General features: G+C 39.9%; 34 protein-coding genes and 1 pseudogene. 3 read left to right on the top strand and 32 right to left on the bottom strand.

What is annotated here, in order from left to right; translation table 11 throughout:
* Nucleotides 1-63: 63 nt before the first annotated feature.
* The 3 genes and pseudogenes from rlmD to BIV16_RS14480 form a co-directional block, all read right to left on the bottom strand.
* Nucleotides 64-1,542: pseudogene (rlmD, locus tag BIV16_RS14490) on the bottom strand (23S rRNA (uracil(1939)-C(5))-methyltransferase RlmD); the annotation flags it as partial.
* A 130-nt stretch (nucleotides 1,543-1,672) separates the two neighbouring features.
* On the bottom strand, nucleotides 1,673-2,620 hold the full coding sequence (locus BIV16_RS14485; protein ID WP_075679992.1) for a 3'-5' exoribonuclease YhaM family protein: 948 nt from the start codon (nucleotides 2,618-2,620) through the stop codon (nucleotides 1,673-1,675).
* 33 nt (nucleotides 2,621-2,653) lie between these two features.
* Nucleotides 2,654-3,949 carry a S1C family serine protease gene (locus BIV16_RS14480; protein WP_075679993.1) on the bottom strand — a complete coding sequence of 432 codons (1,296 nt, stop codon included), beginning with the start codon at nucleotides 3,947-3,949 and terminating at the stop codon, nucleotides 2,654-2,656.
* Nucleotides 3,950-4,177: 228 nt separating this feature from the next.
* Between BIV16_RS14480 and BIV16_RS14475 the strand changes: the two genes are divergently transcribed.
* Genes BIV16_RS14475 through BIV16_RS14465 form a run of 3 tightly spaced genes read left to right on the top strand, consistent with a single transcriptional unit; the run spans nucleotide 4,178 to nucleotide 8,685 of the window.
* Nucleotides 4,178-6,562 carry an endonuclease MutS2 gene (locus BIV16_RS14475; RefSeq protein WP_075679994.1) on the top strand — a complete coding sequence of 795 codons (2,385 nt, stop codon included), beginning with the start codon at nucleotides 4,178-4,180 and terminating at the stop codon, nucleotides 6,560-6,562.
* A gap of 9 nt (nucleotides 6,563-6,571) precedes the next feature.
* Nucleotides 6,572-7,276, top strand: coding sequence for a response regulator transcription factor (locus BIV16_RS14470; RefSeq protein ID WP_075679995.1), 705 nt, complete (start codon nucleotides 6,572-6,574; stop codon nucleotides 7,274-7,276).
* Nucleotides 7,273-8,685 (top strand): sensor histidine kinase, encoded by a 1,413-nt coding sequence (locus tag BIV16_RS14465; protein WP_075679996.1) that lies wholly within the window; start codon nucleotides 7,273-7,275, stop codon nucleotides 8,683-8,685. Before BIV16_RS14470 ends, BIV16_RS14465 begins: the two co-directional genes overlap by 4 nt.
* Before the next feature lie 280 nt (nucleotides 8,686-8,965).
* Here BIV16_RS14465 and BIV16_RS14460 read toward each other — a convergent pair whose 3' ends face one another.
* From BIV16_RS14460 to rplB, 29 genes are all read right to left on the bottom strand, one after another.
* Complete coding sequence (locus BIV16_RS14460; RefSeq protein WP_075679997.1) at nucleotides 8,966-10,438, bottom strand: hypothetical protein; 1,473 nt, start codon at nucleotides 10,436-10,438, stop codon at nucleotides 8,966-8,968.
* A gap of 245 nt (nucleotides 10,439-10,683) precedes the next feature.
* Complete coding sequence (locus BIV16_RS14455) at nucleotides 10,684-11,220, bottom strand: bL17 family ribosomal protein (RefSeq protein WP_075679998.1); 537 nt, start codon at nucleotides 11,218-11,220, stop codon at nucleotides 10,684-10,686.
* Between the two features lie 216 nt (nucleotides 11,221-11,436).
* Complete coding sequence (locus tag BIV16_RS14450; protein WP_075679999.1) at nucleotides 11,437-12,396, bottom strand: DNA-directed RNA polymerase subunit alpha; 960 nt, start codon at nucleotides 12,394-12,396, stop codon at nucleotides 11,437-11,439.
* Between the two features lie 136 nt (nucleotides 12,397-12,532).
* Complete coding sequence (gene rpsD, locus BIV16_RS14445) at nucleotides 12,533-13,126, bottom strand: 30S ribosomal protein S4 (RefSeq protein WP_075680000.1); 594 nt, start codon at nucleotides 13,124-13,126, stop codon at nucleotides 12,533-12,535.
* Between the two features lie 19 nt (nucleotides 13,127-13,145).
* Nucleotides 13,146-13,538, bottom strand: a complete 393-nt coding sequence (rpsK, locus tag BIV16_RS14440; protein ID WP_075680001.1) for a 30S ribosomal protein S11 — start codon at nucleotides 13,536-13,538, stop codon at nucleotides 13,146-13,148.
* 76 nt (nucleotides 13,539-13,614) lie between these two features.
* A complete protein-coding gene (gene rpsM, locus BIV16_RS14435) occupies nucleotides 13,615-13,983 on the bottom strand; it encodes a 30S ribosomal protein S13 (protein ID WP_075680002.1) in 369 nt (122 codons plus the stop codon).
* Between the two features lie 416 nt (nucleotides 13,984-14,399).
* Nucleotides 14,400-14,513 (bottom strand): 50S ribosomal protein L36, encoded by a 114-nt coding sequence (gene rpmJ / locus BIV16_RS14430; RefSeq protein WP_003022746.1) that lies wholly within the window; start codon nucleotides 14,511-14,513, stop codon nucleotides 14,400-14,402.
* Between the two features lie 125 nt (nucleotides 14,514-14,638).
* Complete coding sequence (gene infA, locus BIV16_RS14425; protein ID WP_012741348.1) at nucleotides 14,639-14,857, bottom strand: translation initiation factor IF-1; 219 nt, start codon at nucleotides 14,855-14,857, stop codon at nucleotides 14,639-14,641.
* Nucleotides 14,850-15,125 carry a KOW domain-containing RNA-binding protein gene (locus BIV16_RS14420; RefSeq protein WP_075680004.1) on the bottom strand — a complete coding sequence of 92 codons (276 nt, stop codon included), beginning with the start codon at nucleotides 15,123-15,125 and terminating at the stop codon, nucleotides 14,850-14,852. The genes infA and BIV16_RS14420 overlap by 8 nt, the downstream gene beginning before the upstream one ends.
* Before the next feature lie 18 nt (nucleotides 15,126-15,143).
* Nucleotides 15,144-15,929 carry a type I methionyl aminopeptidase gene (map, locus tag BIV16_RS14415; RefSeq protein WP_075680005.1) on the bottom strand — a complete coding sequence of 262 codons (786 nt, stop codon included), beginning with the start codon at nucleotides 15,927-15,929 and terminating at the stop codon, nucleotides 15,144-15,146.
* Nucleotides 15,930-15,932: 3 nt separating this feature from the next.
* Nucleotides 15,933-16,577 carry an adenylate kinase gene (locus BIV16_RS14410; protein ID WP_075680269.1) on the bottom strand — a complete coding sequence of 215 codons (645 nt, stop codon included), beginning with the start codon at nucleotides 16,575-16,577 and terminating at the stop codon, nucleotides 15,933-15,935.
* 140 nt (nucleotides 16,578-16,717) lie between these two features.
* Nucleotides 16,718-18,034: a preprotein translocase subunit SecY gene (secY, locus tag BIV16_RS14405; protein ID WP_075680006.1), complete on the bottom strand. Its 1,317-nt coding sequence runs from the start codon at nucleotides 18,032-18,034 to the stop codon at nucleotides 16,718-16,720.
* On the bottom strand, nucleotides 18,034-18,474 hold the full coding sequence (rplO, locus tag BIV16_RS14400) for a 50S ribosomal protein L15 (RefSeq protein WP_075680007.1): 441 nt from the start codon (nucleotides 18,472-18,474) through the stop codon (nucleotides 18,034-18,036). Before rplO ends, secY begins: the two co-directional genes overlap by 1 nt.
* Nucleotides 18,475-18,502: 28 nt before the next feature.
* On the bottom strand, nucleotides 18,503-18,688 hold the full coding sequence (gene rpmD, locus BIV16_RS14395) for a 50S ribosomal protein L30 (RefSeq protein WP_075680008.1): 186 nt from the start codon (nucleotides 18,686-18,688) through the stop codon (nucleotides 18,503-18,505).
* Between the two features lie 13 nt (nucleotides 18,689-18,701).
* Nucleotides 18,702-19,211, bottom strand: a complete 510-nt coding sequence (rpsE, locus tag BIV16_RS14390) for a 30S ribosomal protein S5 (protein WP_075680009.1) — start codon at nucleotides 19,209-19,211, stop codon at nucleotides 18,702-18,704.
* Between the two features lie 70 nt (nucleotides 19,212-19,281).
* Nucleotides 19,282-19,650, bottom strand: coding sequence for a 50S ribosomal protein L18 (gene rplR / locus BIV16_RS14385; protein ID WP_075680010.1), 369 nt, complete (start codon nucleotides 19,648-19,650; stop codon nucleotides 19,282-19,284).
* 18 nt (nucleotides 19,651-19,668) lie between these two features.
* Nucleotides 19,669-20,208: a 50S ribosomal protein L6 gene (gene rplF / locus BIV16_RS14380; RefSeq protein ID WP_075680011.1), complete on the bottom strand. Its 540-nt coding sequence runs from the start codon at nucleotides 20,206-20,208 to the stop codon at nucleotides 19,669-19,671.
* Between the two features lie 193 nt (nucleotides 20,209-20,401).
* Nucleotides 20,402-20,803 (bottom strand): 30S ribosomal protein S8, encoded by a 402-nt coding sequence (gene rpsH, locus BIV16_RS14375; RefSeq protein WP_075680012.1) that lies wholly within the window; start codon nucleotides 20,801-20,803, stop codon nucleotides 20,402-20,404.
* Nucleotides 20,804-20,840: 37 nt separating this feature from the next.
* The gene (locus tag BIV16_RS14370; RefSeq protein WP_075680013.1) at nucleotides 20,841-21,026 is read right to left on the bottom strand and encodes a type Z 30S ribosomal protein S14; all 186 of its coding nucleotides are present in this window, start codon (nucleotides 21,024-21,026) and stop codon (nucleotides 20,841-20,843) included.
* A 15-nt stretch (nucleotides 21,027-21,041) separates the two neighbouring features.
* Nucleotides 21,042-21,581 (bottom strand): 50S ribosomal protein L5, encoded by a 540-nt coding sequence (gene rplE / locus BIV16_RS14365; RefSeq protein ID WP_075680014.1) that lies wholly within the window; start codon nucleotides 21,579-21,581, stop codon nucleotides 21,042-21,044.
* A 22-nt stretch (nucleotides 21,582-21,603) separates the two neighbouring features.
* On the bottom strand, nucleotides 21,604-21,915 hold the full coding sequence (gene rplX, locus BIV16_RS14360; protein WP_075680015.1) for a 50S ribosomal protein L24: 312 nt from the start codon (nucleotides 21,913-21,915) through the stop codon (nucleotides 21,604-21,606).
* Between the two features lie 13 nt (nucleotides 21,916-21,928).
* Nucleotides 21,929-22,297, bottom strand: a complete 369-nt coding sequence (gene rplN / locus BIV16_RS14355) for a 50S ribosomal protein L14 (protein ID WP_075680016.1) — start codon at nucleotides 22,295-22,297, stop codon at nucleotides 21,929-21,931.
* A gap of 18 nt (nucleotides 22,298-22,315) precedes the next feature.
* On the bottom strand, nucleotides 22,316-22,573 hold the full coding sequence (gene rpsQ / locus BIV16_RS14350; protein WP_075680017.1) for a 30S ribosomal protein S17: 258 nt from the start codon (nucleotides 22,571-22,573) through the stop codon (nucleotides 22,316-22,318).
* 23 nt (nucleotides 22,574-22,596) lie between these two features.
* Nucleotides 22,597-22,806, bottom strand: coding sequence for a 50S ribosomal protein L29 (gene rpmC / locus BIV16_RS14345; RefSeq protein ID WP_075680018.1), 210 nt, complete (start codon nucleotides 22,804-22,806; stop codon nucleotides 22,597-22,599).
* Nucleotides 22,796-23,233 carry a 50S ribosomal protein L16 gene (rplP, locus tag BIV16_RS14340; RefSeq protein WP_075680019.1) on the bottom strand — a complete coding sequence of 146 codons (438 nt, stop codon included), beginning with the start codon at nucleotides 23,231-23,233 and terminating at the stop codon, nucleotides 22,796-22,798. The genes rpmC and rplP overlap by 11 nt, the downstream gene beginning before the upstream one ends.
* Before the next feature lie 2 nt (nucleotides 23,234-23,235).
* Nucleotides 23,236-23,892 carry a 30S ribosomal protein S3 gene (gene rpsC, locus BIV16_RS14335; protein ID WP_075680020.1) on the bottom strand — a complete coding sequence of 219 codons (657 nt, stop codon included), beginning with the start codon at nucleotides 23,890-23,892 and terminating at the stop codon, nucleotides 23,236-23,238.
* 91 nt (nucleotides 23,893-23,983) lie between these two features.
* A complete protein-coding gene (gene rplV / locus BIV16_RS14330) occupies nucleotides 23,984-24,373 on the bottom strand; it encodes a 50S ribosomal protein L22 (protein WP_075680021.1) in 390 nt (129 codons plus the stop codon).
* 29 nt (nucleotides 24,374-24,402) lie between these two features.
* Nucleotides 24,403-24,684, bottom strand: coding sequence for a 30S ribosomal protein S19 (gene rpsS, locus BIV16_RS14325; protein ID WP_075680022.1), 282 nt, complete (start codon nucleotides 24,682-24,684; stop codon nucleotides 24,403-24,405).
* Between the two features lie 164 nt (nucleotides 24,685-24,848).
* A complete protein-coding gene (gene rplB, locus BIV16_RS14320) occupies nucleotides 24,849-25,691 on the bottom strand; it encodes a 50S ribosomal protein L2 (RefSeq protein ID WP_075680023.1) in 843 nt (280 codons plus the stop codon).
* Nucleotides 25,692-25,702: the final 11 nt, after the last annotated feature.

Below are 25,702 nucleotides of genomic sequence, written 5' to 3'. Positions count from 1 at the left end.
TTTTTTTTCCGCACTGGCAGCATCTACATCAATTTCTAGTTCGAAAGAATCATCCATCTTTTATCGGATCAAAAGACACACCGTCTCCACATGCATCGTATGCCCAAACTGGTCCACCGGCCTGACTCTTTCTAATTCATAACCGCCTTCACAGAGCACCTTTAGATCCCTTGCAAGCGTTGCGGAATCGCAGCTGACATACACGATTTTCTTTGGCTGCATTTTTAACATGGTTTCAAGGCAAAGACTATCGCAGCCCTTTCTTGGCGGGTCTACGACAATCACGTCCGGTGTAAGCATGTCCGCATCTGCTGTCATTGCGCCCGTTATTTTATCTACATTTGTAGTTGTTTTCTGGCTTTCTCTCTCGTAGAACTCTGGCAGCACTTCCTCTGCTTTTCCAACAAAAAATTCTGCATTCGTAAAACCGTTTCGTTTTGCATTATCTTTTGCATCCTCAATCGCCTGTGGAACAATTTCCACACCATATACTTTTCCAGCCTTTCTTGCAAGGAAAAGAGAGATTGTGCCGATTCCGCAATACAGGTCCCACACGGTCTCCTTGCCTGTCAGCCCTGCATAATCAAGTGCCAGACTGTAAAGTTTTTCTGTCTGTACCGGATTTACCTGGTAGAAAGACTGCGGTGAAATCTGATAGGAAACCGCGGTCTTAGTCGGCACAAAGGCAACCTGCTTTGATGCATCATAATGACAATCCCACAGGTGAATGTAGTCTGTAATGTAAGGCTGCCCCCAGATTGTTTTCGTGACATCCCCTAAAATGACATTGGTATTTTTCATATTAAGGTTGATAGAAATACTTGTCATGCCATCTAGTTTACATAATTTTTCTATCAATTTTTCCTGTGCCGGCAATTCTTTTCCGTTGACAATCAGACACACCATGATTTCTTTTGTCGTAAACCCGTAGCGAATCAGTACATGGCGCACCAGACCTTTTCCCGTCTCCTCGTTGTAGGATGTAACGTGATTCTCTTTCATGTAGGAAAGCACACCGTCTAAAATCTGCTGGTTCTCCTTCACCCCTAACAGACAGTCCTCAACCGGAATAATACTGTGCGTTCTTGCCGCATAAAAACCAGCCACAAGATTGCCCTCTTTATCGGTTCCAATTGGAAACTGTGCCTTGTTCCGGTAACGGTATGGCTCCTCCATTCCGACAATCGGCTCCATCACGGCATCTACCTTTTCCGAGGGAAATCCGCCAAGACGAATCAGATTTCCACGCACTTTTTCCTGTTTAAACGCAAGCTGCGCCTTGTAATCCATCGCCTGAATCTGGCATCCACCACAGCGTTTATGAAGCGGACATTCCGGCTCTATGCGGTATTCGGATGGAACCTGAATCTCCTCAACTCTTGCATAGCCATAATTTTTCTTAAGTTTTGTGATTCGAGCCACAATCTCATCCCCGATCATGGCATCTTTTACAAAAAAAGTCATACCGTCATATTTTCCGATTCCTTCCCCGCCGACGCCCATATCCTCTATTTTCAACTGAATCAAATCATTTTTCTGCATCCTATCCATACCTTTCTCTTGAAACACAAAGGGATAACACTTATTTCTTCGTATCCCCACAAAACGCTTTCCTTCATACGACATGAAACGAATAGGCGCTGTAAAAGCGCCTATTGTTATGTAATGAAACTTATTTACTTGATTTACGAATATTGCTTTCTAACAGACGGTTGTATCCAAGCCACTCGGTACTTCCCTCCGGAGCACTGTTAAACAACTCCTTGATGGTCTCCATCTTTGCATCAAAATTATCTGCAAAACTCAATGCCACTGCCTCTGCGAGTGCCGGCTTCTTCGGGGAACCATACTCAAGCTCTCCGTGATGTGCCAATATACAGTGTTTCAACTCATTCCCAAGGCGAACCGGAAAATCTGGAATGGTACGGATTCTCTCACCGACCATCTCTGCACCAATCATAATATGTCCAAGCAGCTGTCCTTCGTCTGTGTAATCGTTTTCCGGGAAAACAGAAAGTTCTTCTAATTTTCCGATGTCATGGAACATCGCTGCTGCAAGCAGCAAATCACGGTTTAACATTGGATAAGCGGACGCAAAGTAATTACAGTGTCTTGTCACCCCTAAGGTATGATCCAACAGTCCTCCCACAAACCCGTGATGAACCGTTTTCGCTGCGGAATGGAATTTAAAACGTTTTGCAAAATCTTCATCCTCCACGAAGAAGCTGCCCGCAAGCTGTTTCAGATATGGATTCTCCATGGAATTGATGTAAGATAACAGTTCTTTGTACATTTCTTCCACATCATACTGGCTGACCGGAAGGTAATCCTTTGGATCGTACTCCCCTTCCTGAACCTTACGGACACGTTTGACATTCAACTGCAATGCCCCCTGGAAGCTTGTCACATCTCCCATGACCGCAATATAATCTAAGGAATCGAACTCATCAATTCCAACCGAACCCGGCTCCCAGATTTTTGCATCTAAGGTTCCTGTCTTGTCCTGTAAAATCACGTTATCATATGGTTTTCCTGCCTTGGTTAACGCAGACTGTTTTTGTTTACATAAATAAACTTCATTAATTCTTTCGCCTTCTCTTAGGCTCTCAATATATTTCATAATTCCTCCAGTTAGCTCTCTTTTGTGTCTGTTCTATTGTAAAACTCCTACTTCCACATTGCATGTCACTTCATGGTACTTGTTATTGCCCTCACGGTTAATCACCATTTTTACAGTATCTCCAGGTGTTAACGATAAAATGGTATTCTCATACATCTTAGCGGATGTAATCGTCTCACCATTCACCTCGACAATGACATCCCCGCTTTGTAACCCTGCTGCCATTGCAGGAGAATCCATCATCACGTCCTTAATGTAAACTCCCTTCGGGATATCATACTCGTCCTGAATCAGCTGTGTTACCGTCGTAACCTGAAGTCCCAAATATGGAATGTCCTGATTATTGGACAGCATCTCAATCACTGACTTAAGTTCCGAAATAGAAACCGCCGTCAAGGTATTCTCATCCTCCGAACTGCTATATCCTTGCATTACAAGGCCAATCACTTCTCCGTCGAGGTTAATCAATGCTCCACTTCCGGAACTGCTTCCAACAATGTCTGTGGTAAAAACGGTATAGGTACTGTCTATTGTTGTAATCGTGTTTGAATTCGATGTTACCGTTCCGGTCAGAATCGAATAATTGGCACCGGTCGGACTTCCAACCGCCATCACAAGCGTTCCCTGATTGATGACCTTGGAATTACCAAGTGTCGCAATTGAAATTTTCCCAAGTGTCTCCTCATCCAAATCACTAAGCAAAACACTCAAAACGGTAATCCCCGTATTTCCATCGTATTTTTTAATGGTCGCCGAGGCAGAAACGTCATTCACAAAGGTAACAAATATATCCTGTGCGTCTGAAATCACTTTCTTTTCCGTTAAAATCAAAAGCTCCCGTCCATTATTTCCAATGATGATTCCAGAGCCTTGTCCCTTGCTCTCATAGGAATTGTTAAACCAGTCTGTATCACTTTTTACACCTGTCACCGTCACAATGTAGTTATTCGCGGTACGTCCCACCGCATACATCTGGTTCTGAAGCTTCTGATAGTCCTCTAACGTCAGCTCCTGCGGTGTCTCCGGCGCAACCGTTTGCTCTGTGTCGCCTTCCTGTCCCGCCTCTTCCTGTGTATCTTCTTCTTTCTTCTCTTCTGTCTCCGTCTCCTCTTCATCCCTTGGAATTGTAATCTTCGGGTCCTCCTCCGGATACATCCATTTTTGCATCTTCGGCTGTAAAAAAGTGAACGTCGCACATGCAACCACGCCAAACACGACCGCAATCACAATTGCAAAGAGAACATGAAGTGCCAGTTTTCTTTTTTGAAAAGGTTTGTCCTTTATTTTTTCACGAATAAAAGCATACTCTTGTTTTTCATTTTCCTGCATAAAATAATCATGCCTTTCTCATCCACACAGTAGAAAACCTGCTGTGTCTTTTTCTTTCTTAGCATAACCGGGCTACAAAATCTTTTGTGCCACCAACTCTTTTTGTGCGCTCACAGTTTATTATAGAATGAAAGCCTTGCCGTTGCAACAATTTTCTGCTTTCCTATCCCGTTCGAATAAGCTATAATAAGAAAAGAATTGTTGACTTACAGAAAGGTATGACCAGTTATGAATGAAAAAGTATTAAAAACTTTAGAATATAACAAAATAATCGATCAGCTTGTCGAATATGCAAGCTGTGAAGAGGCAAAAAAACGCTGTCAGGAGCTTCGTCCCATCACAGATAAAGCTCTGATTGAACAACAGCAGCTTCAGGTAAAAGACGCTTTGACAAGACTTTTCAAATCCGGGAATCTCTCTTTTTCAGGTTTACATAACATCCATGATTCCTTAAAACGTCTTGAGATTGGTGCATCTTTAAATACACGTGAATTGCTGCGCATCTGCTCTCTTTTAGAGGTTGCAAAAAGAGCGAAAACGTTTTCACGCTCTGAGCGTTCCGATATCCCGGATGACTCTTTGACCTCTTTCTTTTCCGATATTGAACCGCTCACGCCATTGTACGATGAGATTCGCCGCTGCATCTTATCGGAGGACGAAATTGCGGATGACGCAAGCAGTACACTGCGTGGTATCCGTAAATCCATGCGTGGCATGAATGATAAGATTCGAAACCAGATGAATTCCATGATAAACAACACGACCACACGTGGCTACTTGCAGGATACCGTCATCACCATGCGCGACGGACGTTTCTGTCTCCCGGTCAAGGCAGAATTTAAGTCCCAGGTGTCCGGTATGATTCACGACCAGTCTTCCACCGGTTCTACTCTTTTCATTGAGCCGCTTGCGGTTGTGAACCTCAACAATGAGTTAAAGGAACTGATGTTAAAAGAACAGGAAGAAATCGAAGTAATCCTTGCAAATTTAAGCAACCTCGTCGGAAACTTTTCCGAACAGCTTGCCTCTGACTATGCGATTCTTGCAGAACTCGATTTTATTTTTGCAAAAGCATTCCTTGCAAAATCCTACAACGGCGTTGCACCAACTTTTAACGAGGAAGGACGTATCAAGATTATGAAAGGACGTCATCCGCTTCTTGACCCAAAGAAGGTGGTTCCGATCGATGTCCGTCTCGGAGAGGACTTCAAGTTATTGATTGTAACCGGACCGAATACCGGTGGTAAAACCGTCTCCTTAAAGACCGTCGGTCTGTTGACTTTAATGGGTCAGGCAGGGCTTCATATTCCGGCTTCCGAGCGCAGCGAACTTGCCATTTTCGAGGAAGTGTTTGCAGATATCGGTGACGAGCAGAGTATCGAGCAAAGTTTAAGTACCTTCTCCTCCCACATGACCAACATCATCCGCATTTTAAAACATGCCGATGACCGCTCCCTGGTTCTTTTCGATGAGTTGTGTGCCGGAACCGATCCGACCGAAGGTGCTGCACTTGCCATCTCCATTTTGTCCAAACTACATTTGTACGGAAGTCATGTCATGGCAACCACCCATTACAGTGAATTGAAGGTCTACGCGCTCTCCACACCGGGTGTTGAAAACGCCTGCTGTGAATTTAATGTAGAGACGTTAAGCCCGACTTACCGCCTTCTTATCGGTATTCCCGGAAAAAGTAATGCGTTCGCGATTTCACAAAAGCTTGGACTTAGCCAGGACCTGATTGAGGACGCCAAAGGGCGTATCAGCGAATCCGATGAGAACTTTGAAGACCTGTTAAGCGATTTGGAGGCAAGCCGTGTCACCATCGAAAAAGAACGTGCCGAAATCCAGTCCTATAAGACAGAAATTGAGACACTTAAGAAAAAACTCGAAGAAAAGCAGGAACGTCTCGACAACAGCCGCGATAAGATTTTGCGTGAAGCAAATGAGCAGGCAATGAACATCTTAAAAGAAGCCAAAGATGCGGCAGACGAAACTATCCGAAACTTCAATAAATATGGAAAAGGTACGGCTCCAATGAGTGAGATGGAAAAAGAGCGTACCAAAATCCGTAATAAAATGTCGGAAACCGAAAAGAAACTTGCAGGCAGCAAAAAGACAGCGAATGTCAACCACAAGGTTCCGAAAAATCTTCGTATTGGCGATAAAGTAAAAGTTATCAGCATGAACTTAAACGGAACCGTCCACACACTGCCGAATGCCAAGGGCGAACTGTTCGTTCAGATGGGTATTCTTCGTTCCCAGGTAAAACTGAACGATTTAATTTTGCTGGAAGAAGAGACTTCTCCTGCCAGCAAGAAATTCAACAAATCCGGTGCCGGAAAAATTAAGATATCAAAATCTTCTTCCGTTTCTACCGAAATCAATCTCATTGGAAAGACAACCGATGAAGCGATTGCACTTTTGGATAAATATTTAGACGACGCCTACCTTGCCCATCTGCCTTCCGTCCGCATTGTCCACGGAAAAGGTACCGGCGCGTTACGCAGTGCCGTGCAGAGTCATTTGAAACGTTGTAAATATGTAAAATCCTATCACCTCGGAGAATTTGGCGAGGGCGATGCCGGAGTTACCATTGCAGAATTTGAATCCTAGGAGGTCATTATGGTTGCAAAACAAAAAGTACTAATTGTAGACGATGACAACAATATCGCCGAACTGATTTCTCTTTATTTAACAAAAGAATGTTATGATACAAAAATTGTAAACGATGGGGAAGAGGCTCTCGTTGCTTTCGAACAGTACCATCCCAATATGATTCTGTTAGATCTCATGCTGCCGGGCATCGACGGATACCAGGTCTGCCGCGAGATTCGTACCAAATCAAATGTGCCGATTATCATGCTCTCCGCAAAAGGTGAAATTTTTGACAAAGTCTTAGGCTTAGAGCTTGGTGCGGATGATTACATGATGAAGCCGTTTGACGCAAAAGAGCTTGTAGCTCGTGTAAAAGCTGTTTTAAGACGTTTTCAGCCTGCCAAGCAGGAAGAACCTGCAGCTGACTTAAAATGCGTGGAATACCCCGATTTAGTCGTCAATTTGTCTAATTATTCTGTTGTATACAACGGACAGCCGATTGATATGCCGCCAAAAGAATTAGAACTTCTTTATTTCCTGGCATCCTCACCAAACCAGGTATTCACCCGAGAACAGCTTCTTGACCATATCTGGGGATATGAATACATCGGAGACACCAGAACCGTCGACGTCCATGTCAAACGTCTCCGCGAGAAAATCAAAGACCATGCCAACTGGAGTCTTTCCACCGTCTGGGGCATCGGTTACAAATTTGAGGTCAAAGAATCATGAGACGCACGCTTTATTTAAAGATGTTGATTGGCTTCCTCATCTATGGAATTTTGGGTTTTCTTTTGATTGCGACTTTCACCAATCATTACACGTCGCAATATTTAGAGAAAAAGGAGGCCTCAAACCTCTACCGTGAGGCGAATCTGATTGCAAATAATTATGCCAAAAATTATTACAATCACTCGATGGAATTAGCTGAACTTGAGACACAGCTTAACACGCTAGACACTTACTTATCCGCTGACATCTGGATTGTCGACAAAAACGGAACCATCCTTTTGGATTCCTCCGATGAATCCAGCATCAACGATACACGCTCAATTGATTCCTTCGATATCAGCGATTTTGGGAATCAATATTACGGCATTGGCACTTTTTATGACAGCTTTGAGGAAACGCAGTTAAGCGTTTTTGCTCCCATCACTGTAAATTACAAGGTACGGGGCTATGTGATTATCCATAAACCAATGAGCCTTGTCACGAAAAACCTTTACGGGCTCATGAACATTTCCTATGTCACACAGCTTTTGCTTTTCCTTGGAACAATCGTGATACTCGCTGCATTTACATTTGTAGTTTATATCCCGATTCACCGTATCACAAAGGCCGCAAAAGAATACGCTGCCGGCTCGTTTGAACAGCAGATTCCGGTTCACTCCAACGATGAGATTGGTTATCTGACGGCATCCTTTAACTATATGGCAAATGAGCTGAATACCTTAGAGGACGACCAGCGCAAATTTGTCTCCAATGTCTCTCACGACTTCCGTTCTCCTTTGACTTCAATCAAAGGATACATAGAGGCAATGTTAGATGGAACTATCCCAGTGGAGATGCAGGAAAAATACTTAAACATCATCCTGTTTGAGACCGAGCGCCTAAACAAGCTGACCAACAGCCTGCTGGAATTAAATAAATTTGGAACAAAGGGCGTCATCCTGGACATCAGTGATTTTGACATCAACAATATGATTAAGATGACAGTGCAGACTTTTGAGGGAAAATGCAAGGAGAAGCGAATCTCGTTCAACCTGATTCTTACCGGAAAAGAATTGTTTGTCACTGCCGATTATGACAAGATTCAACGTGTACTCTACAATCTGATTGACAATGCCATCAAATTCAGCCACAACGATTCTGCCATTACCATCGAGACCACCGAAAAGAATGAGAAAATCTTCATTTCCGTCAAAGATACCGGAATCGGTATTCCAAAAGACAGTATCAAAAAAATCTGGGAACGTTTTTACAAGACAGATCTTTCCCGTGGAAAAGATAAAAAAGGAACCGGCCTTGGCCTTGCCATTGTAAAAGAAATTGTACAGGCACACGACGAAAACATTAATGTCATCAGTACAGAAGGAGTTGGAACGGAATTTATTTTCACGCTGCCAATTGCAAAGAAATAACAAACTGATTTTTTAATGCATGACTGTAAAAAAGAATCCTGCTTGCAGGATTCTCCGCCTGCGGCGGGTCGCATTTGCGACATTGTTCAACTCCGCCGCAGTGCGATCCTTGTGGAGCTTTTTTATGTAATAGGAACGAAATTTCCTATTACATAAAAAAAGAAGGAGCTGGCTCACTAAATGAGCCAACTCCTTCTTTTTTTCAACTCTTTATTTGTTTAGAACATCTTAAAACATGAGTCCTCAATCCCTTACAGATTCAAGCTTACATGCAATTTTACTATGCTCTTTTTTTACGAGCTACTACAGCTGCAATTGCTACTACACCAAGTAACATTACTACGATGTATAATACAAGGTTTGCCTGATCTCCTGTATCTGGAGCTGGTGTTGTTACAAGTGCTCCTGTTAACTCTTCGTTTGTTACGATGTAGTCAGAGCAGTGTGTCATGGTAAAGGTTGCATATCCATCCTTAAATGCAGAAGAATCAATCTTCTCAAATAAGTTTGTAGTTGGATTGTAATAATATAAGTAAATGGTAGAACCATCTGCTGCGCCAGTAAATGTAGAAAGGTCTAATGTAACCTCTGCCTGTGCTGGAAGTGTTCCATCAAATGCAAAGTGTACTGGTGTGTATTTTAAGGTAGATGGTAAGGTAACGCTAGCTAACTTTTTATCCATCGCATCAGAAGACTGACCAACATTTACAGTTGGGTCAAATTCTACTACGTTCTGGATAACACCAAATGCCCATGATACATAAGTTCCTGCAGAAGACTCTAAAGTAAGAGCTACGCCCTTATCTTTTGCTGCCTGCATAACATCTGTTGTTACAACAGTTCCCCTTGGTACCGTTACTTTTACAACGTTACCTGCCTCTGTGGAAGCGATGGTATCTTTGATTGCTTTGGTTAAGTCTGCTGTCTTTGTAATACCAAAAGTATCTACAACAACTGTTTTACCGGTTGTGATAGAATCTGGTAATAAATCTCTTGTTACAAGGTATGTACCTTTTTTGTTTACATTGTCCAAAGAAAGGAAGTTATAACTATCACCATACTGTCCATAGAATGCTGTTCCTACATATTCAAACAAATCTCTGGATGCATTGTAATAATAGGTATAGCCATGTAAATATTGATAACTGTTCTTTGAAGCATCAAGTGAAAATGTTCCATTTGCGATATTACCAATTTCCAAATTGTCAACAGAACCTGGTAATGTACTATTGACAGAAAACTGTGTTTTCTCTCCAGCAAAACCAACAGATGCTAATTTTGCATTTACAGCATCATTGCTGATATCTTTTGAAATATTATCTGGGTTGAAATCCTTGGATGCATCATTAATCATGCTGATTGTCCAGAATACATCCTTACTATCACTACCAAATGTAGCACTCATTTTCTTGTCTTTTAATGCGGACAATAAGTCTGTGTTTGCAACAACACCATCTCCCATTGAAAATGCCTGTAACATGGAATAATCAATAACGTGTGGGTCTGCCATTGCTGTCTTTGCAGTTGCAGTAAGTGTTGCAGTATCCTTTGACTTCTCTGCATAAATCCAGACACATGCTAAGTATCCTGCATCTGTCTTTGTTGCAGCACCAATTGTATAGCCGTCTCCCTCAATTGTTTTCCAACGACCATCATCTGGTGTTACGTTTTCTGCCCGTACGCCAACTGCACTGGTAAATAACAATACCATTGCAAAAACAAGCGCACTCAGGCGTTTTGTTAATTTCTTCATAAACTACTACCTCCGTGTAAATTTTTTGTTACCACTCAATTATATTCTTCCAAAATTTAACAGTAAATAATTCGGGCAGTATCGGGAGATTTTATGTCGAAATTGGATTTTTTCCGCCTGTTATGTAACAGGAACGATATTTCCTGTTATATGAAAAAGCATATTGCACAGCAATTTCCTATAAATTAAAAAAAGACCCATCCACATGACTTTCATCACGGAATGAGTCTTATGTTATCGTAGGATTAAACTAACTCAAGAAGTACTTCTAAAGCTCCGTCACCTTTACGCTGACCAATCTTTACGATTCTTGTGTAACCACCGTTACGTCCTTCATACTTAGGAGCGATTTCGTCAAATAATTTTGCACATAAATCAACTTCTTTTGTATTTCTCTTCTTTCCTGCTGCAGCTGTTGGAACTTCTGTTACAGAGTAAAGAACTTTCATCATCTGTCTTCTAGCATGAAGACGGGATGGTAAATCTTTCTTGATCGTTTTTTCAACTTCATCATAAACAGTAACTTTCTTACCATCTACAACTTCTTTTACTCTCTTACCATCTTTATCTTTACGAGCAACTTTAGCTTTTACAGTTACTTCTTCGAAGTTATCTTTTTCTTTGATTGCTAAAGCGATAATGCCTTCTGCAATTTTACGAACTTCTTTTGCTTTTGCTTCTGTTGTAACAATTTTACCATTGTTTAATAATGCTGTTACCTGACCTCTTAATAAAGCCTTTCTCTGGCTAGAGGTTCTGCTTAATTTACGATACTTTGCCATTTTATTTTCCTCCATTTGTGGTACACCAGGCTATGCCATTCGGACTTACTTGCCAAGTGCAATTTTTGTGGCGAGACATAGTTCATGCCATTCGGACTTACTGTTTCTGCCTCAATATATAGAAATCAATCTAAGGTGAGATGTTTTTTCGAAACCTCTCTCAATTGTGGGAAGTTTCGAAGAAACTTCTAATGAACTTTGCTTGCAAAGTTCTATTTATTCTTCACCCTGGTTGAGCTCTAATCCTAATTCTTTTAATTTTGCTAATACTTCTTCTAAAGACTTACGTCCAAGGTTACGAACTTTCATCATGTCTTCTGGTGTTCTGTTTGTCAACTCTTCTACTGTGTTGATACCTGCTCTCTTTAAGCAGTTGTAAGAACGAACAGATAACTCAAGTTCATCAATGTTCATTTCAAGAACTTTTTCTTTTGCATTATCTTCTTTCTCGATCATAACGTCAGCCTGCTGTGCAGTCTCGGATAAATCGATGAAAAGATTTAAATGTTCACTTAAAACTTTTGCAGCTAAGCTTACAGCTTCGTCTGGCTCTAAAGTTCCATTTGTGTAAACATCTAATGTAAGTTTATCAAAGTCTGTAATCTGACCAACACGTGTATTTTCAATAGAAAGGTTTACTCTCTCTACTGGTGTGTAGATAGAATCCACAGCGATTACACCGATTGGTACATCTTCTGATTTGTTCTTGTCAGCGCTTACATAACCTCTACCTTTTGTGATAGTAAGTTCCATGTATAATTTACTGTCTGCACCACCATTTAAGTTTGCGATAACTAAATCCGGATTTAAAATCTGGATATCGGAATCAGCCTGGATATCTGCAGCCGTAACAACGCCTTCACCTTCGAATTCAATATAAGCAACTTTTGGTTCATTTGTAGTACTATTATTTCTGATTGCAAGGTTCTTGATGTTCATGATAATCTCAGTCACATCTTCTTTTACTCCAGGAATGGAGCTGAACTCATGTAACACACCATCGATTTTAACCTGGCTTACTGCAGCACCTGGCAAAGAAGAAAGCATAATTCTTCTTAATGAGTTACCAAGAGTTGTACCATAGCCTCTTTCCAATGGTTCTACAACAAATTTACCGTACTTTTTGTCTTCTGAAATTTCAGCGATCGTAATATTTGGTTTTTCAAAATCGAACACTACAAAGTCCCTCCTTCTCGGGTTTCATTGCTTAACAATATATAGCTTTTGGCGATTTCCAAAGACAGCAAAAGTATTTTAAGTATAAATACATAAAATACTCTTGCTGCTTTATCCATACGCTCTTTATGACTACTTATTTAGAATATAACTCGACGATAAGCATCTCATCAACTGGAACGTCGATCTGCTCTCTGGAAGGTAATTCTTTTACAGTACCCTGTAATTTTTCAACATCTACGTCTAACCAGTCTGGAACTAATCTTCCGCCAGCTACTTCAACGATGTCTTTCATTCTCTGAAGGCCTTTGCTCTTCTCTCTAACTTCGATAACGTCGCCAGCTTTTACTAAGTAAGATGGTACGTTTACTGGTTTACCATTTACTAAGAAGAACTTGTGATCTACGATCTGTCTAGCTTCTTTTCTTGTTCTAGCGAATCCCATACGGAATACTACGTTATCTAATCTGGACTCTAACATAGTCATTAAGTTCTGACCTGTCATTCCCTTCATACGGTCTGCTCTCTCATAGTAGTTATGGAAAGGTTTTTCTAATACACCGTAGATAAATTTTGCTTTCTGTTTTTCTCTAAGCTGAAGAGCATATTCAGACATTTTCTTATTTGCTCTTTTTAATTCTCTATTGGATTTTTTATCATATCCTAAGTAACTTGGTTCTAAACCAAGAGATCTACATCTCTTAAGAACAGGAACTTTATTTACTGCCATCTTGACTCTACCTCCCTAATTAGACTCTTCTACGTTTTGGTGGACGACATCCATTGTGAGGTACTGGAGTTACGTCTTTGATACTTGTAACTTCAAGACCACAAGCGGAGAGTGCACGGATAGCTGCTTCTCTTCCTGATCCTGGTCCTTTAACCATAACGTCAACTGTTTTTAATCCGTGAATTAAAGCTGCTTTTGTAGCAGTTTCAGCTGCCATCTGAGCAGCATATGGAGTAGATTTTCTTGAACCTCTAAATCCAAGACCACCAGCACTTGCCCATGATAAAGCATTTCCTTCAGCATCTGTAATTGTTACGATTGTATTGTTAAAAGATGACTGAATGTGTGCCTGTCCGCGTTCAACGTTTTTCTTTACACGCTTTTTTGTCACTTTTTTTGTAACTTTAGCCATATCTAAACTAACCTACTTTCTCTAAAATTAATTTTCTAATTTGCAACATGAAATTGAATTTGTCTGTTAAGAAGACTTATTTCTTCTTATTAGCAACTGTACGCTTTGGACCCTTACGTGTTCTAGCGTTTGTCTTTGTCTTCTGTCCACGAACTGGAAGACCTTTTCTATGACGGATACCACGATAGCATCCAATCTCCTGAAGTCTCTTAATATTAAGAGCGATTTCTCTTCTTAAATCACCTTCTACAGTCTGAGTTTCATCGATAACTGCACTGATTTTCTTAACATCATCATCTGTTAAGTCTTTACAACGAATGTCAGGATTAACTCCTGCTGCTTCAAGGATACGGGTAGCACTTACTCTACCGATACCGTAGATATAAGTCAAACCGATCTCAACACGTTTTTCTCTTGGTAAATCTACACCTGCAATACGAGCCATGTGTTTTTTAACCTCCATTAATTCATCTGATGCAAGGCATCTTATTTTATGTTTGCATTTCCAAGCCATTTGACATCATGACTTTTCGCAAAGCTCTTCTTCCGCGCACGTAAACAATGCACAGTATATCTGACACTAAGGCATCCAGTATATACAACTATCTTTGCTCGTAGAATCACAGATAAAGGCAGCCCCGTTGTCATCCGGTCTGAAATGTGTGCCAGTCCTGTTTCTTCCATATTTAGACGTTTCCCCATGCATCTCGGTATTAATGCATGAAAGCAGCTGTCTCCTGCTGTTATTATGATAACAGTGATACAACCTATCCAGGTGTCTCACTGCAGCCGCACATAATTCATGTTTTGCAATAGAGCCTTGGCTCTACTGTCTACGCAAAGCAATAAGACAAGAACAAATTAGCCCTGTCTCTGTTTGTGTTTAGGATTTTCACAGATAATTCTGATGCTTCCTTTTCTTTTAATGACTTTGCATTTTTCGCAAATAGGTTTAACTGATGATCTTACCTTCACAGCAAATCCTCCTTTCTCATGAAACACTCGAGCACGTAAAAAAGCGCACTTCGAGAGCTTTCCAAAAGTGTCCGACTAATATTATATTCGAACTTTCTTTGGAAGTCAATCATTTTTTTATTAATTTATTTATCTCTCCAGATGATTCTTCCTTTTGTTAAATCATATGGGGACATTTCGATGGTTACTTTATCACCTGGTAAAATACGAATGAAGTTCATTCTTAATTTTCCACTGATAGTTGCTAAAATCTGGTGACCGTTTTCGAGCTCTACCTTAAAAAATGCGTTTGGTAATTTCTCAACAACGACTCCTTCTACTTCGATTACATCTGCTTTAGACATTCTTTGTTTCCTCCTGCTTTTTGATTCGTGAATAAATTTGAATTGCTTTCTTTATTGTGATATCGGTCATTTCGCCTTCGAAAATCTCTGTCACTTCACCCGGAAGCTTTTTGATAAGCTGAACATGTCTTACGTTCTTTTTCTTCGGCTGACTCAGGGGCTTTGTTGTCCCATTGACCAGATAAACAAATTTTTCATCTTTTTTCAAAACCAGATAAATCTGATTTTTATCATGACCGGACTTTGACATCCCCAGTTCTATATTCATAACAACGTTTCCTTTTCTTTATGCTAAACCGATTCCGGCTGCACGTTCGGATTCCGTCAATGTTAAAATCTCCGGTTTTCCTTCCGTAATCAGAATCGTGTTCTCATAATGAGCTGACAATGACATATCCTCTGATACGACTGTCCATTCATTATCCATCCAGACAACTTCTCTCGTTCCAAGGTTCACCATTGGTTCAACCGCAAGTGTCATTCCCGGACGAAGCTTGATGCCTCTTCGAAACTGTTTGAAATTCGGAATCTCAGGCTCCTCATGAAGATGAGTGCCAATTCCATGACCGCATAAATCCCGGACCACTCCATATCCGAAGCTTTCTGCATAATTGCCGATTGCCTTGGAAATATCATGAAGGTGATTTCCTGCTGTCGCAAATTTCATACCCTCGAAAAAGCTTTGTCTGGTCCGCTCTACCAGTAGCTTTGCTTCCTCTGATATTTCTCCGACTGCAATTGTCCTTGCAGCATCCGAATGATATCCTTTGTGAATCACCCCGATATCCAGGCTGACGATATCTCCTTCGTGGATAATTTTCTTAGAATCCGGAATTCCGTGGACAACTTCTTCGTTAACAGACACACAGACAGATGCCGGATATCCGCAATAATTTTTAAAAGATGGTATACAACCCAAGCTACGAATCATATCTTCCCCAAGTCTATCGACATCTAAGGTTGACATCCCAGGTTTCAATTCTTTTCCCAGGTCCTCATGAACTTTGGCAAGAATCTTGCCAGCTTCTCTCATCAACTCGATCTCCCGGGAAGACTTTATTGTTACAGGCATCTTTTATTCTCCTAAAATTGCGGTAATATCAGCAAATACTTTTTCCATTGGCTGTGTACCGTCTACAGATTTCAAAATGTTTTGTTTCTTATAGTAATCAATTAATGGCTGTGTCTGATTATGGTAAACTGTTAAACGTTTCTGAACTGTTTCTGGCTTATCATCCTCACGTAATACAACCGGGCTGCCACATCTGTCACAGATTCCTTCTACTTTTGTTGGAATTGTTACAATATGATAAGTAGCTCCACAATTTAAACATGCACGTCTTCCGCTCATTCTGTTGACGATATTTTCGTCTGGAACATCGACGTCAATTGCATAATCCATTTTTTCATTTATTTTATCAAGTGCTGCATCAAGAGCCTCAGCCTGAGGAATGGTTCTTGGGAATCCATCTAAAATGAATCCATCTTTGCAGTCATCCTGCTGTATTCTATCCATTACTAAGTCACATGTTAATTCATCTGGAACCAAAAGTCCCTGATCCATGTATTCTTTTGCTTTCTTTCCTAAATCAGTTCCGTTTTTGATGTTTGCACGGAAAATATCTCCTGTTGAGATATGTGGAATCTTATATTTATCTGCAATCTGTTTTGCCTGTGTTCCTTTACCAGCACCTGGTGCACCTAACATAATAATTTTCATCGTTTTAACCATGCCTTTCTTGTAAAACTGCACTTTTTTGTAGACTACGCTTTCGCCCTTTATAATGCACTTTTGGAGATACAGAAAAAACACCCTATGTGCCTCTACCAGTATCTCCAAAGTACACCTTACATCTAATCTTAATCGTTTAAGAATCCTTTATAATAACGTACTAACATCTGGGATTCAATCTGTTTCAATGTCTCAATTACAACTCCGACGATGATAATAATGGATGTTCCACCGAAGGAAACATCAGCACCAAATACACCGTTAAAGAAAATTGGAACAAATGCAACGATTGCTAATCCGACTGCACCTATAAAGACGATGTAATTTAATATCTTATTCAGATAATCACTGGTTGGTTTTCCAGGTCTGATACCAGGAATAAAGCCACCAGCTTTTTTCATATTGTTTGCAATCTCTAATGGATTGAATGTAATGGATGTATAGAAATAAGCAAAAGCAATAATAAGTACAATGTAAACTACCAAACCAATGTTGTAAATCGGTTGGCTTGGATTACACCAGTTAGACTGGGACATTCCTTTTAAAATCTTACTTCCGATTCCATTACCATTTCCCTTATTCAGTACACTGGCAATGATAACAGGTGTCTGCAACAATGACTGTGCAAAGATAACCGGGATAACACCACCAGTATTTACCTTCAGAGGAATGTGAGTAGACTGACCGCCTACCTGTTTTCTACCCTGAATTTTCTTGGAATACTGAACTGGAATTCTTCTTTCGCCGCCCTGAAGGAATACAACGAAAACTACCATTGCCACAATAATCGCAATAATAATTACAGCTGCTAACACTCCCTTTGGAACGGATTTTCCAGATATAAACTGTTCATATAAGGAACCAATGTCATCTGGCATACGGGAAATGATGTTAATAGTAAGTACGATGGAAATACCATTTCCAACACCTTTTTCAGTGATACGTTCACCAATCCACATTAAGACTGCTGAACCTGCTGTTAAGGTTGTCACTACCATGATAACATTCAGTGCGTTAAATTCTGTTAAATATCCGCCTCTGCCAAATCCGATTGCCATTGCAACTGATTCAATCAACGCTAATGCGATTGTCAAATATCTGGTGATCTCAACAATCTTCTTACGACCCTCTTCTCCGTCACGCTGCATCTCTTCCAATTTTGGTATAGCAATTGTAAGAAGCTGCATAATAATGGAAGACGTAATGTAAGGTGTAATATTCAATGCAAAGATTGACATATTATAAAATGAACCACCTGTTACTGCATCAAAAAATCCCATTCCATCCGCAGTCTGACTATCAAACCAATTTGCAAATACACTGCTGTCGACACCAGGAATAGGAAGCTGACTTCCTATTCTGATGACGATCAACATGAAAAAAGTAAAAATAATTCTATTTCGAATATCTTTAATTTTAAATGCATTACGGAGTGTCTCTAGCATTAGATCACCTCTGTTTTTCCACCAAGAGCCTCAATCTTTTCTTTTGCGCTTGCGCTGAATGCATTTGCCTGAACTGTAAGCTTCTTAGTAAGTTCGCCATTTCCAAGAATCTTAACACCATCTCTTGGGTTCTTTACGATACCAGCTTCGATTAATGTTTCAACAGATACTACTGAATCATTCTCAAAGCGTTCTAAAGCTGAAATGTTAATTCCTACGATTGTCTTAGAGTTTCTGCATGTGAAACCTCTCTTTGGCAATCTTCTGTATAATGGCATCTGACCACCTTCAAAACCTGGTCTAGGTGCTCCTGAACGAGCTTTCTGGCCTTTATGTCCCTTACCAGCAGTCTTACCGTTTCCTGATCCATGTCCACGACCTCTTCTGAAGTTATCGTTATGTGTGGATCCTTCTGCTGCATGTAAATTTGATAAATCCATACCGGCACCTCCTTCTCTCTTATTCTTTTTATGCTTCTTCTACTTTAACATATGGTGCAACTTTACGAAGAGCGCCAGCTGTTGCTGCGTTGTCTGGTAATTCAACCGTCTTGTTTAATTTTGTTAAACCAAGAGCTTCGATTGTTTTTTTGTTCTTTGGAACAGCACCGATTGTAGATTTGATTAATGTTACTTTAAGTTTCTTATCTGCCATTTTAATCTCCTCCTTAACCTACGATTTCTTCTACGGATTTACCGCGAAGTTTCGCTACTTCTTCAGGGGATTTTAACTGACTTAAAGCGTCGATTGTAGCAAGTACAACGTTCTGCTTGTTGTTAGATCCTAAAGATTTTGTACGGATGTTTTTGATACCTGCTAACTCACATACGTTACGAGCAGGACCACCAGCGATAATACCAGTACCTTCTGGAGATTTCTTTAATAATACAGAAGCACCTGTATATTTACCTGTAACATCATGTGTGATACTGGAAACTTCATCTAACTTAACAGTAATGAGTTTTTTCATAGCATCTTCTTTTCCTTTACGGATTGCTTCAGGAATTTCAGTTGCTTTTCCTAAACCAGCACCAACATGGCCATTGCCGTCACCGACAACAACTAAAGCTGTAAAACGCATGTTACGTCCACCTTTTACAACTTTTGTTACACGTTTAATTGATACCACTTTTTCGTTTAATTCTAATTGACTAGCATCAATAAGTTCACGTTTCATGTAATGTATTCCTCCTAAAATAATGAATCTTCTTGAAAAGAATCAAGAAGCCTGGAATCCAAATGGATTCCTAGAATTCTAAACCAGCTTCTCTTGCTGCTTCAGCTAATGCTTTTACTTTTCCTTCATATATGAAGCCGCCTCTATCAAAGACAACCGTTGTAATACCCTTATCTAAAGCTTTTTTTGCAATTACAGTACCAAGTTTGGTTGCTGCATCTACGTTATTAGTCTTTTCTACTTCAGCTTTTACATCTTTGTCAAGTGTAGAAGCAGAAACAAGTGTATTTCCAACTGTATCGTCAATAATTTGAGCGTACATATGATTATTGCTTCTAAACACAGCTAAACGTGGTCTTTCGGCTGTACCTGCAAGATGATTACGCATTCTTCTATGTTTATTTTCACGAACTAATGTTCTTGATTTCTTACTAACCATTTCTTGTCACTCCTTTAATTATTTCTTACCAGTCTTACCAACTTTACGTCTAATAACTTCATCAGCATATTTGATACCTTTTCCTTTGTAAGGTTCAGGTCTTCTCTTATCTCTGATTTCAGCTGCGTACTGGCCAACTTTTTCTTTATCGATACCTTTTACAGTAATTTTGTTACCGTCAACTACAGACTCTAATCCTTCTGGATCGATCATCTCTACCGGATGAGAATATCCTAAGTTTAATGTAAGTGTTTTACCAGCTTTGGATGCTCTGTAACCTACACCGTTTACTTCAAGAACTTTCTCATATCCCTGTGTAACACCAACTACCATGTTGTTGATTAATGTTCTTGTTAATCCGTGTAAGGATTTCATTTTTTTCAAATCGTTAGGTCTTGTTACGATTACTTCAGAACCTTCTAATTTGATGTCCATCTCAGATGGAAGAGTTCTCTCAAGAGTTCCCTTTGGACCTTTTACAGTCACATGATTATTTTCTGCAATTACAACTTCAACTCCAGCTGGAACTGCGATTGGCATTCTTCCTATACGTGACATGCCCGTACCTCCTAAATTTTTTTCAGCTTAATGTTTTCACCTTTAAGCCGTTGCGATTGCATCTTTCAATGACAATCGTAGTTATAAGTTACATCTATCATTCAAGGTATTCATTTTCATGAATGATAAATCCGATGTCTGGTCTTACCTACATAAATGCAGGCAAAAACCAAAGACACAACTCGAATTTATCCTACCATACGAATGCTAAAACTTCTCCACCAACCTGAAGCTTTCTAGCTTCTTTGTCAGTGATGATTCCCTGATTTGTAGAAAGGATAGCGATTCCTAATCCACCAAGTACTCTAGGAATTTCGTTTTTACCAGCGTATACACGAAGACCTGGTTTGGAAATTCTCTTAATTCCTGTAATAATCTTTTCGTTTTTATCTGCACCGTATTTTAATGTAACACGGATTGTTTTAAAATTGCCATCTTCGATGATATCGTATTTTGCAATATATCCTTCATCAAGAAGAATTCCTGCGATTGCAATTTTCATCTTTGATGCTGGGATATCAACTGTATCATGTTTTGCAGTGTTTGCATTACGAATTCTTGTAAGCATATCTGCGATTGGATCACTTGTAACCATGATGTATATTTCCTCCTTTTTCTAAATTGCCTCGGGCCTACCAGCTTGCTTTTTTAACGCCTGGGATCTGACCTTTGTATGCTAATTCACGGAAACATACTCTACAGATTCCGTATTTTCTTAAAACTGAGTGTGGACGTCCACAAACTCTACAACGTGTATATTCTCTAGTAGAGAATTTTGGTTTACGCTGCTGTTTAACTTTCATACTTGTCTTAGCCATTAAAATTCCCTCCTATTATTTAGCGAATGGCATATTGAACAGAGTCAATAATTCACGTGCTTCTTCGTCTGTTTTAGCGGTAGTTACGAAAATAATGTCCATACCTCTAACTTTGTCTACTTTATCGTACTCGATTTCAGGGAAAATGATCTGTTCCTTGATACCAAGTGCGTAGTTACCACGTCCGTCAAATGCGTTAGGATTTACTCCTCTGAAGTCACGTACACGAGGTAATGCTAAGTTAACTAAACGATCAAGGAATTCATACATCTTGTCGCCACGTAATGTTGTTTTACATCCGATTGGCATACCTTCTCTGATCTTGAAGTTAGCTACTGAATTCTTAGCTTTTGTTGCAATAACTTTCTGGCCTGTGATAGCTTCCATATCTTTCATTGCAGCTTCTAATAATTTTGCATTTTCTTTGGCTTCGCCAACGCCCATGTTTACAACGATTTTGTCAAGCTTTGGCACTTCCATAATGTTTTTATATCCAAATTTTTTGATCATTGCATCAACGATCTCATTCTGATACTGTTCTTTAAGTCTACTCAACTTGTTGACCTCCTCTCCTTAATTAATCGATTACTTCGCCTGTTGATTTTGCTACACGTACTTTCTTGTCTCCGTCAAGCTTAAAGCCAACTCTTGTAGCTTTACCTTTGTGAAGATACATTACGTTAGAAATATCGATTGGGCCTTCCTGATGGATGATTCCGCCCTGCTGGTTTGACATACTTGGTTTTGTATGTTTTGTTACCATATTGATACCTTCAACAAGAAGAGTGTTATCTTTTTTATTTACAGCAATAACTTTGCCTTCTTTATCTTTGTCTTTACCAGCGATAACTTTAACCATATCGCCTTTTTTAATTTTCATAGTTGCCATATCTTCGTTCCTCCTACAATACTTCTGGAGCTAAGGAAACAATTTTCATAAACTGTTTCTCACGAAGCTCTCTAGCTACTGGTCCAAAAATACGTGTTCCCTTTGGAGTTTTGTCATCTTTAATAATAACAGCAGCGTTCTCATCAAATTTAATATAAGAACCGTCTTTACGACGTGCACCTTTTACTGAACGAACAACTACAGCTTTAACGACGTCACCTTTTTTTACAACACCGCCTGGTGTTGCATCTTTGACAGTAGCAACAATAACGTCACCAATGTTTGCATATCTTCTAGTAGATCCACCCATAACACGGATTACAAGTAATTCTTTTGCTCCTGTGTTATCGGCTACTCTAAGTCTACTTTCCTGTTGTACCATGCTTGTAGCCTCCTTTAATTATTTTGCTCTTTCCATGATTTCTACAAGTCTCCATCTCTTGTCTTTAGATAAAGGTCTTGTTTCCATTACTCTGACTTTGTCACCGACCTTGCAATCGTTGTTCTCGTCATGAGCTTTTAATTTATATGTCTTTTTCACGATTTTATTGTAAAGTGGATGTCTTACGTTATCCTGGATTGCAACTGTGATTGTCTTATCCATTTTATCACTTACAACAATACCCACACGTGTTTTTCTAAGATTTCTTTCTTCCACGATAAGTTCTCCTTTCTAGAGTTCTATTCTGCAACTTTTGCTTTCTCAGTGATGATAGTCTGAATTCTTGCGATATTCTTTCTAACTTCTTTAATTCTGCTTGTGTTGTCTAACTGATTTGTTGCGTTCTGGAATCTCAAATTGAAAAGTTCTTTTTTAGCGTCAACTAACTGTGCATTTAAGTCTGCAACAGACTGTGTTTTTAATTCTTCTAAATATTTACTAGTTTTCATTCGATACACCGCCTTCTAAATCCGCACGAGAAACCACTTTACATCTGCAAGGTAATTTGTGTGTAGCAAGACGTAATGCTTCTCTAGCAACGTCTTCCGGTACTCCGGAGATTTCAAATAATACGCGACCTGGCTTAACTACAGCTACCCAGTATTCTAAGGATCCTTTTCCGGAACCCATACGTGTTTCAGCTGGTTTAGCAGTTACTGGTTTATCTGGGAAGATCTTGATGAAGACTTTACCACCACGTTTGATGTAACGTGTCATAGCGATACGGGCTGCTTCAATCTGGTTAGATCTGATCCAGCATGGTTCTAATGCTACGATACCGTATTCACCCTGGCTAATAGTATTGCCTCTCATAGCTTTACCTGCCATGGAACCACGGAACTGTTTTCTATGTTTTACTCTCTTTGGCATTAACATAATTACTGAGCTCCTCCTTCCTTATTCTTCTTTGCAGGAAGTACTTCGCCTTTGTAGATCCAAACTTTAACACCGACTTTACCGTAAGTTGTATCTGCTTCTGCGAATCCATAATCGATATCTGCTCTTAATGTCTGAAGTGGAATAGTTCCTTCTGAGTAGAACTCTGTACGAGCCATATCAGCTCCACCTAAACGACCTGAACAAGAAGTTTTGATACCCTTGCATCCGGCTTTCATTGCACGTCCCATGCAAGATTTCATTGCTCTACGGAAAGAAACACGGTTCTCTAACTGTAATGCAATGTTCTCAGCTACTAACTGAGCGTCTTTGTCTGGTCTCTTTACTTCTTTGATATCAACAACTAATTTCTTATCTGTGAATTTCTGAAGTTCACCTTTAACTCTTTCGATTTCAGCTCCACCTTTACCGATTACAACACCTGGTTTTGCTGTATAGATGATAACTTTTACACGATCAGATGCTCTTTCGATTTCGATCTTAGAAACACCTGCTGCATATAATTTCTTTTTAAGATATGTTCTGATATTGTAGTCTTCTACTAAGCAGTCTGCAAAATCAGCTTCCGCATACCATTTAGAGTCCCAGTCTTTGATAACACCGACTCTTAAGCCATGAGGATTTACTTTCTGTCCCATATTTGCTCCTTTCTTCGCGTGGAAAAATGTTTACCTTTTCCATGACTCAACACCTCTTATGAGGCATTGCTCGCTACTCTTTTGCGAGTTGTTATTTTCTTTCATCAAGCACGATTGTGATGTGGCTCATTCTCTTTTCGATTCTGTAAGCTCTACCCTGTGCTCTTGGTCTGATTCTCTTCATTGTAGGTCCTTTGTTTGCATAACACTCTGCAACATAAAGGTCTTCAGCTTTCATACCATTGTTGTTTTCAGCATTTGCGATTGCTGACTCTAATAACTTCTTCACTAAACTAGAAGCGTATCTTGGATTGTATGTTACGATAGCAAGAGCTGTCTGAACATCCTTTCCACGGATAGCGTCTAATACGAAGCAAGCTTTCTGAACAGACACTCTTGCATAAGATAACTTAGCAGATGGTCTGGTATCTTTTACTTCATTTCTTTCTCTTTTAATTTGACTTCTATGTCCTTTAGCCATGGATGAAACCTCCTTTCAAAAATTGTTTCTTATCTAACGCCTGATTTCTTTTCGTCTTTTCCATGTCCTCTGTATGTTCTGGTTGCAACGAACTCACCAAGTTTGTGTCCAACCATATCTTCTGTAACATATACAGGTACATGTTTTCTTCCGTCATGAACTGCGATTGTATGACCAACGAACTGAGGGAAGATTGTTGAGCGACGAGACCATGTCTTAATAACAGTTTTGTCACCAGCAGCATTCATAGCGTCTACTTTTTTAAGTAAGCTTTCATCAGCGAATGGTCCTTTTTTTAATGAACGAGCCATATTTACCTCCTATATTCATCGATTCCCGTTGTGGGACATATGTCCCGCGGGCCCTTCCAAGTTATTTTCATTTTTCGTACTGTCGTTTTTTGCGGGAAGAAACCGTTTTTGTTTCTTCTTTTGCGGTAAGAATTCATTTATGAATTCTTACAAGCCATCAAATCTTATTTGATGGCTTTACCATCACGACGACGTACAATCATCTTATTAGACTGTTTGTTTTTCTTTCTTGTCTTAAGACCAAGAGCAGGTTTACCCCAAGGTGTGCAAGGTCCGGAACGTCCAACTGGAGCTTTTCCTTCACCACCACCGTGTGGATGGTCATTAGGGTTCATTACAGAACCACGAACTGTTGGGCGGATACCCATGTGACGTTTACGTCCTGCTTTACCGATATTAACAAGGTTGTGGTCACCGTTTCCGACAACACCGATAGATGCACGGCAATTTAATGGAACCATACGCATTTCTCCTGAAGGAAGTCTTAATGTAGCGTATTTACCTTCTTTTGCCATTAACTGAGCGCTCATACCAGCGGAACGAACTAACTGTCCACCCTTACCTGGATATAACTCAATGTTGTGTACCTGAGTACCTACTGGAATTAATTCAAGTGGTAAGCAGTTACCAACTCTTACTTCTGCTTCTGCACCGTTCATAACAGTCATTCCGTCTGTTAATCCCTGAGGAGCTAAGATGTAAGCTTTTTCACCATCTGCGTAGCAGATTAATGCGATGTTAGCTGTTCTGTTTGGATCATATTCGATACCAATTACAGTTGCTGGAATACCATCTTTTCTTCTTTTAAAATCGATAATTCTGTATTTCTGTCTGTTTCCACCACCATGATGTCTAACAGTGATTTTACCCTGGTTGTTACGACCTGCGTTCTTCTTTAAAGAAACTGTTAAAGATTTTTCTGGAGTCTTCTTTGTGATTTCAGAGAAGTCAGAACCAGTCATGTTTCTTCTGGAAGGTGTATATGGGTTATATGTCTTAATTCCCATTGTCGTTCTCC

It is taken from the genome of Roseburia sp. 831b (assembly GCF_001940165.2).
Lineage (GTDB): Bacteria > Bacillota > Clostridia > Lachnospirales > Lachnospiraceae > Roseburia.
This window is presented reverse-complemented; position numbering and strand designations above follow the sequence as displayed.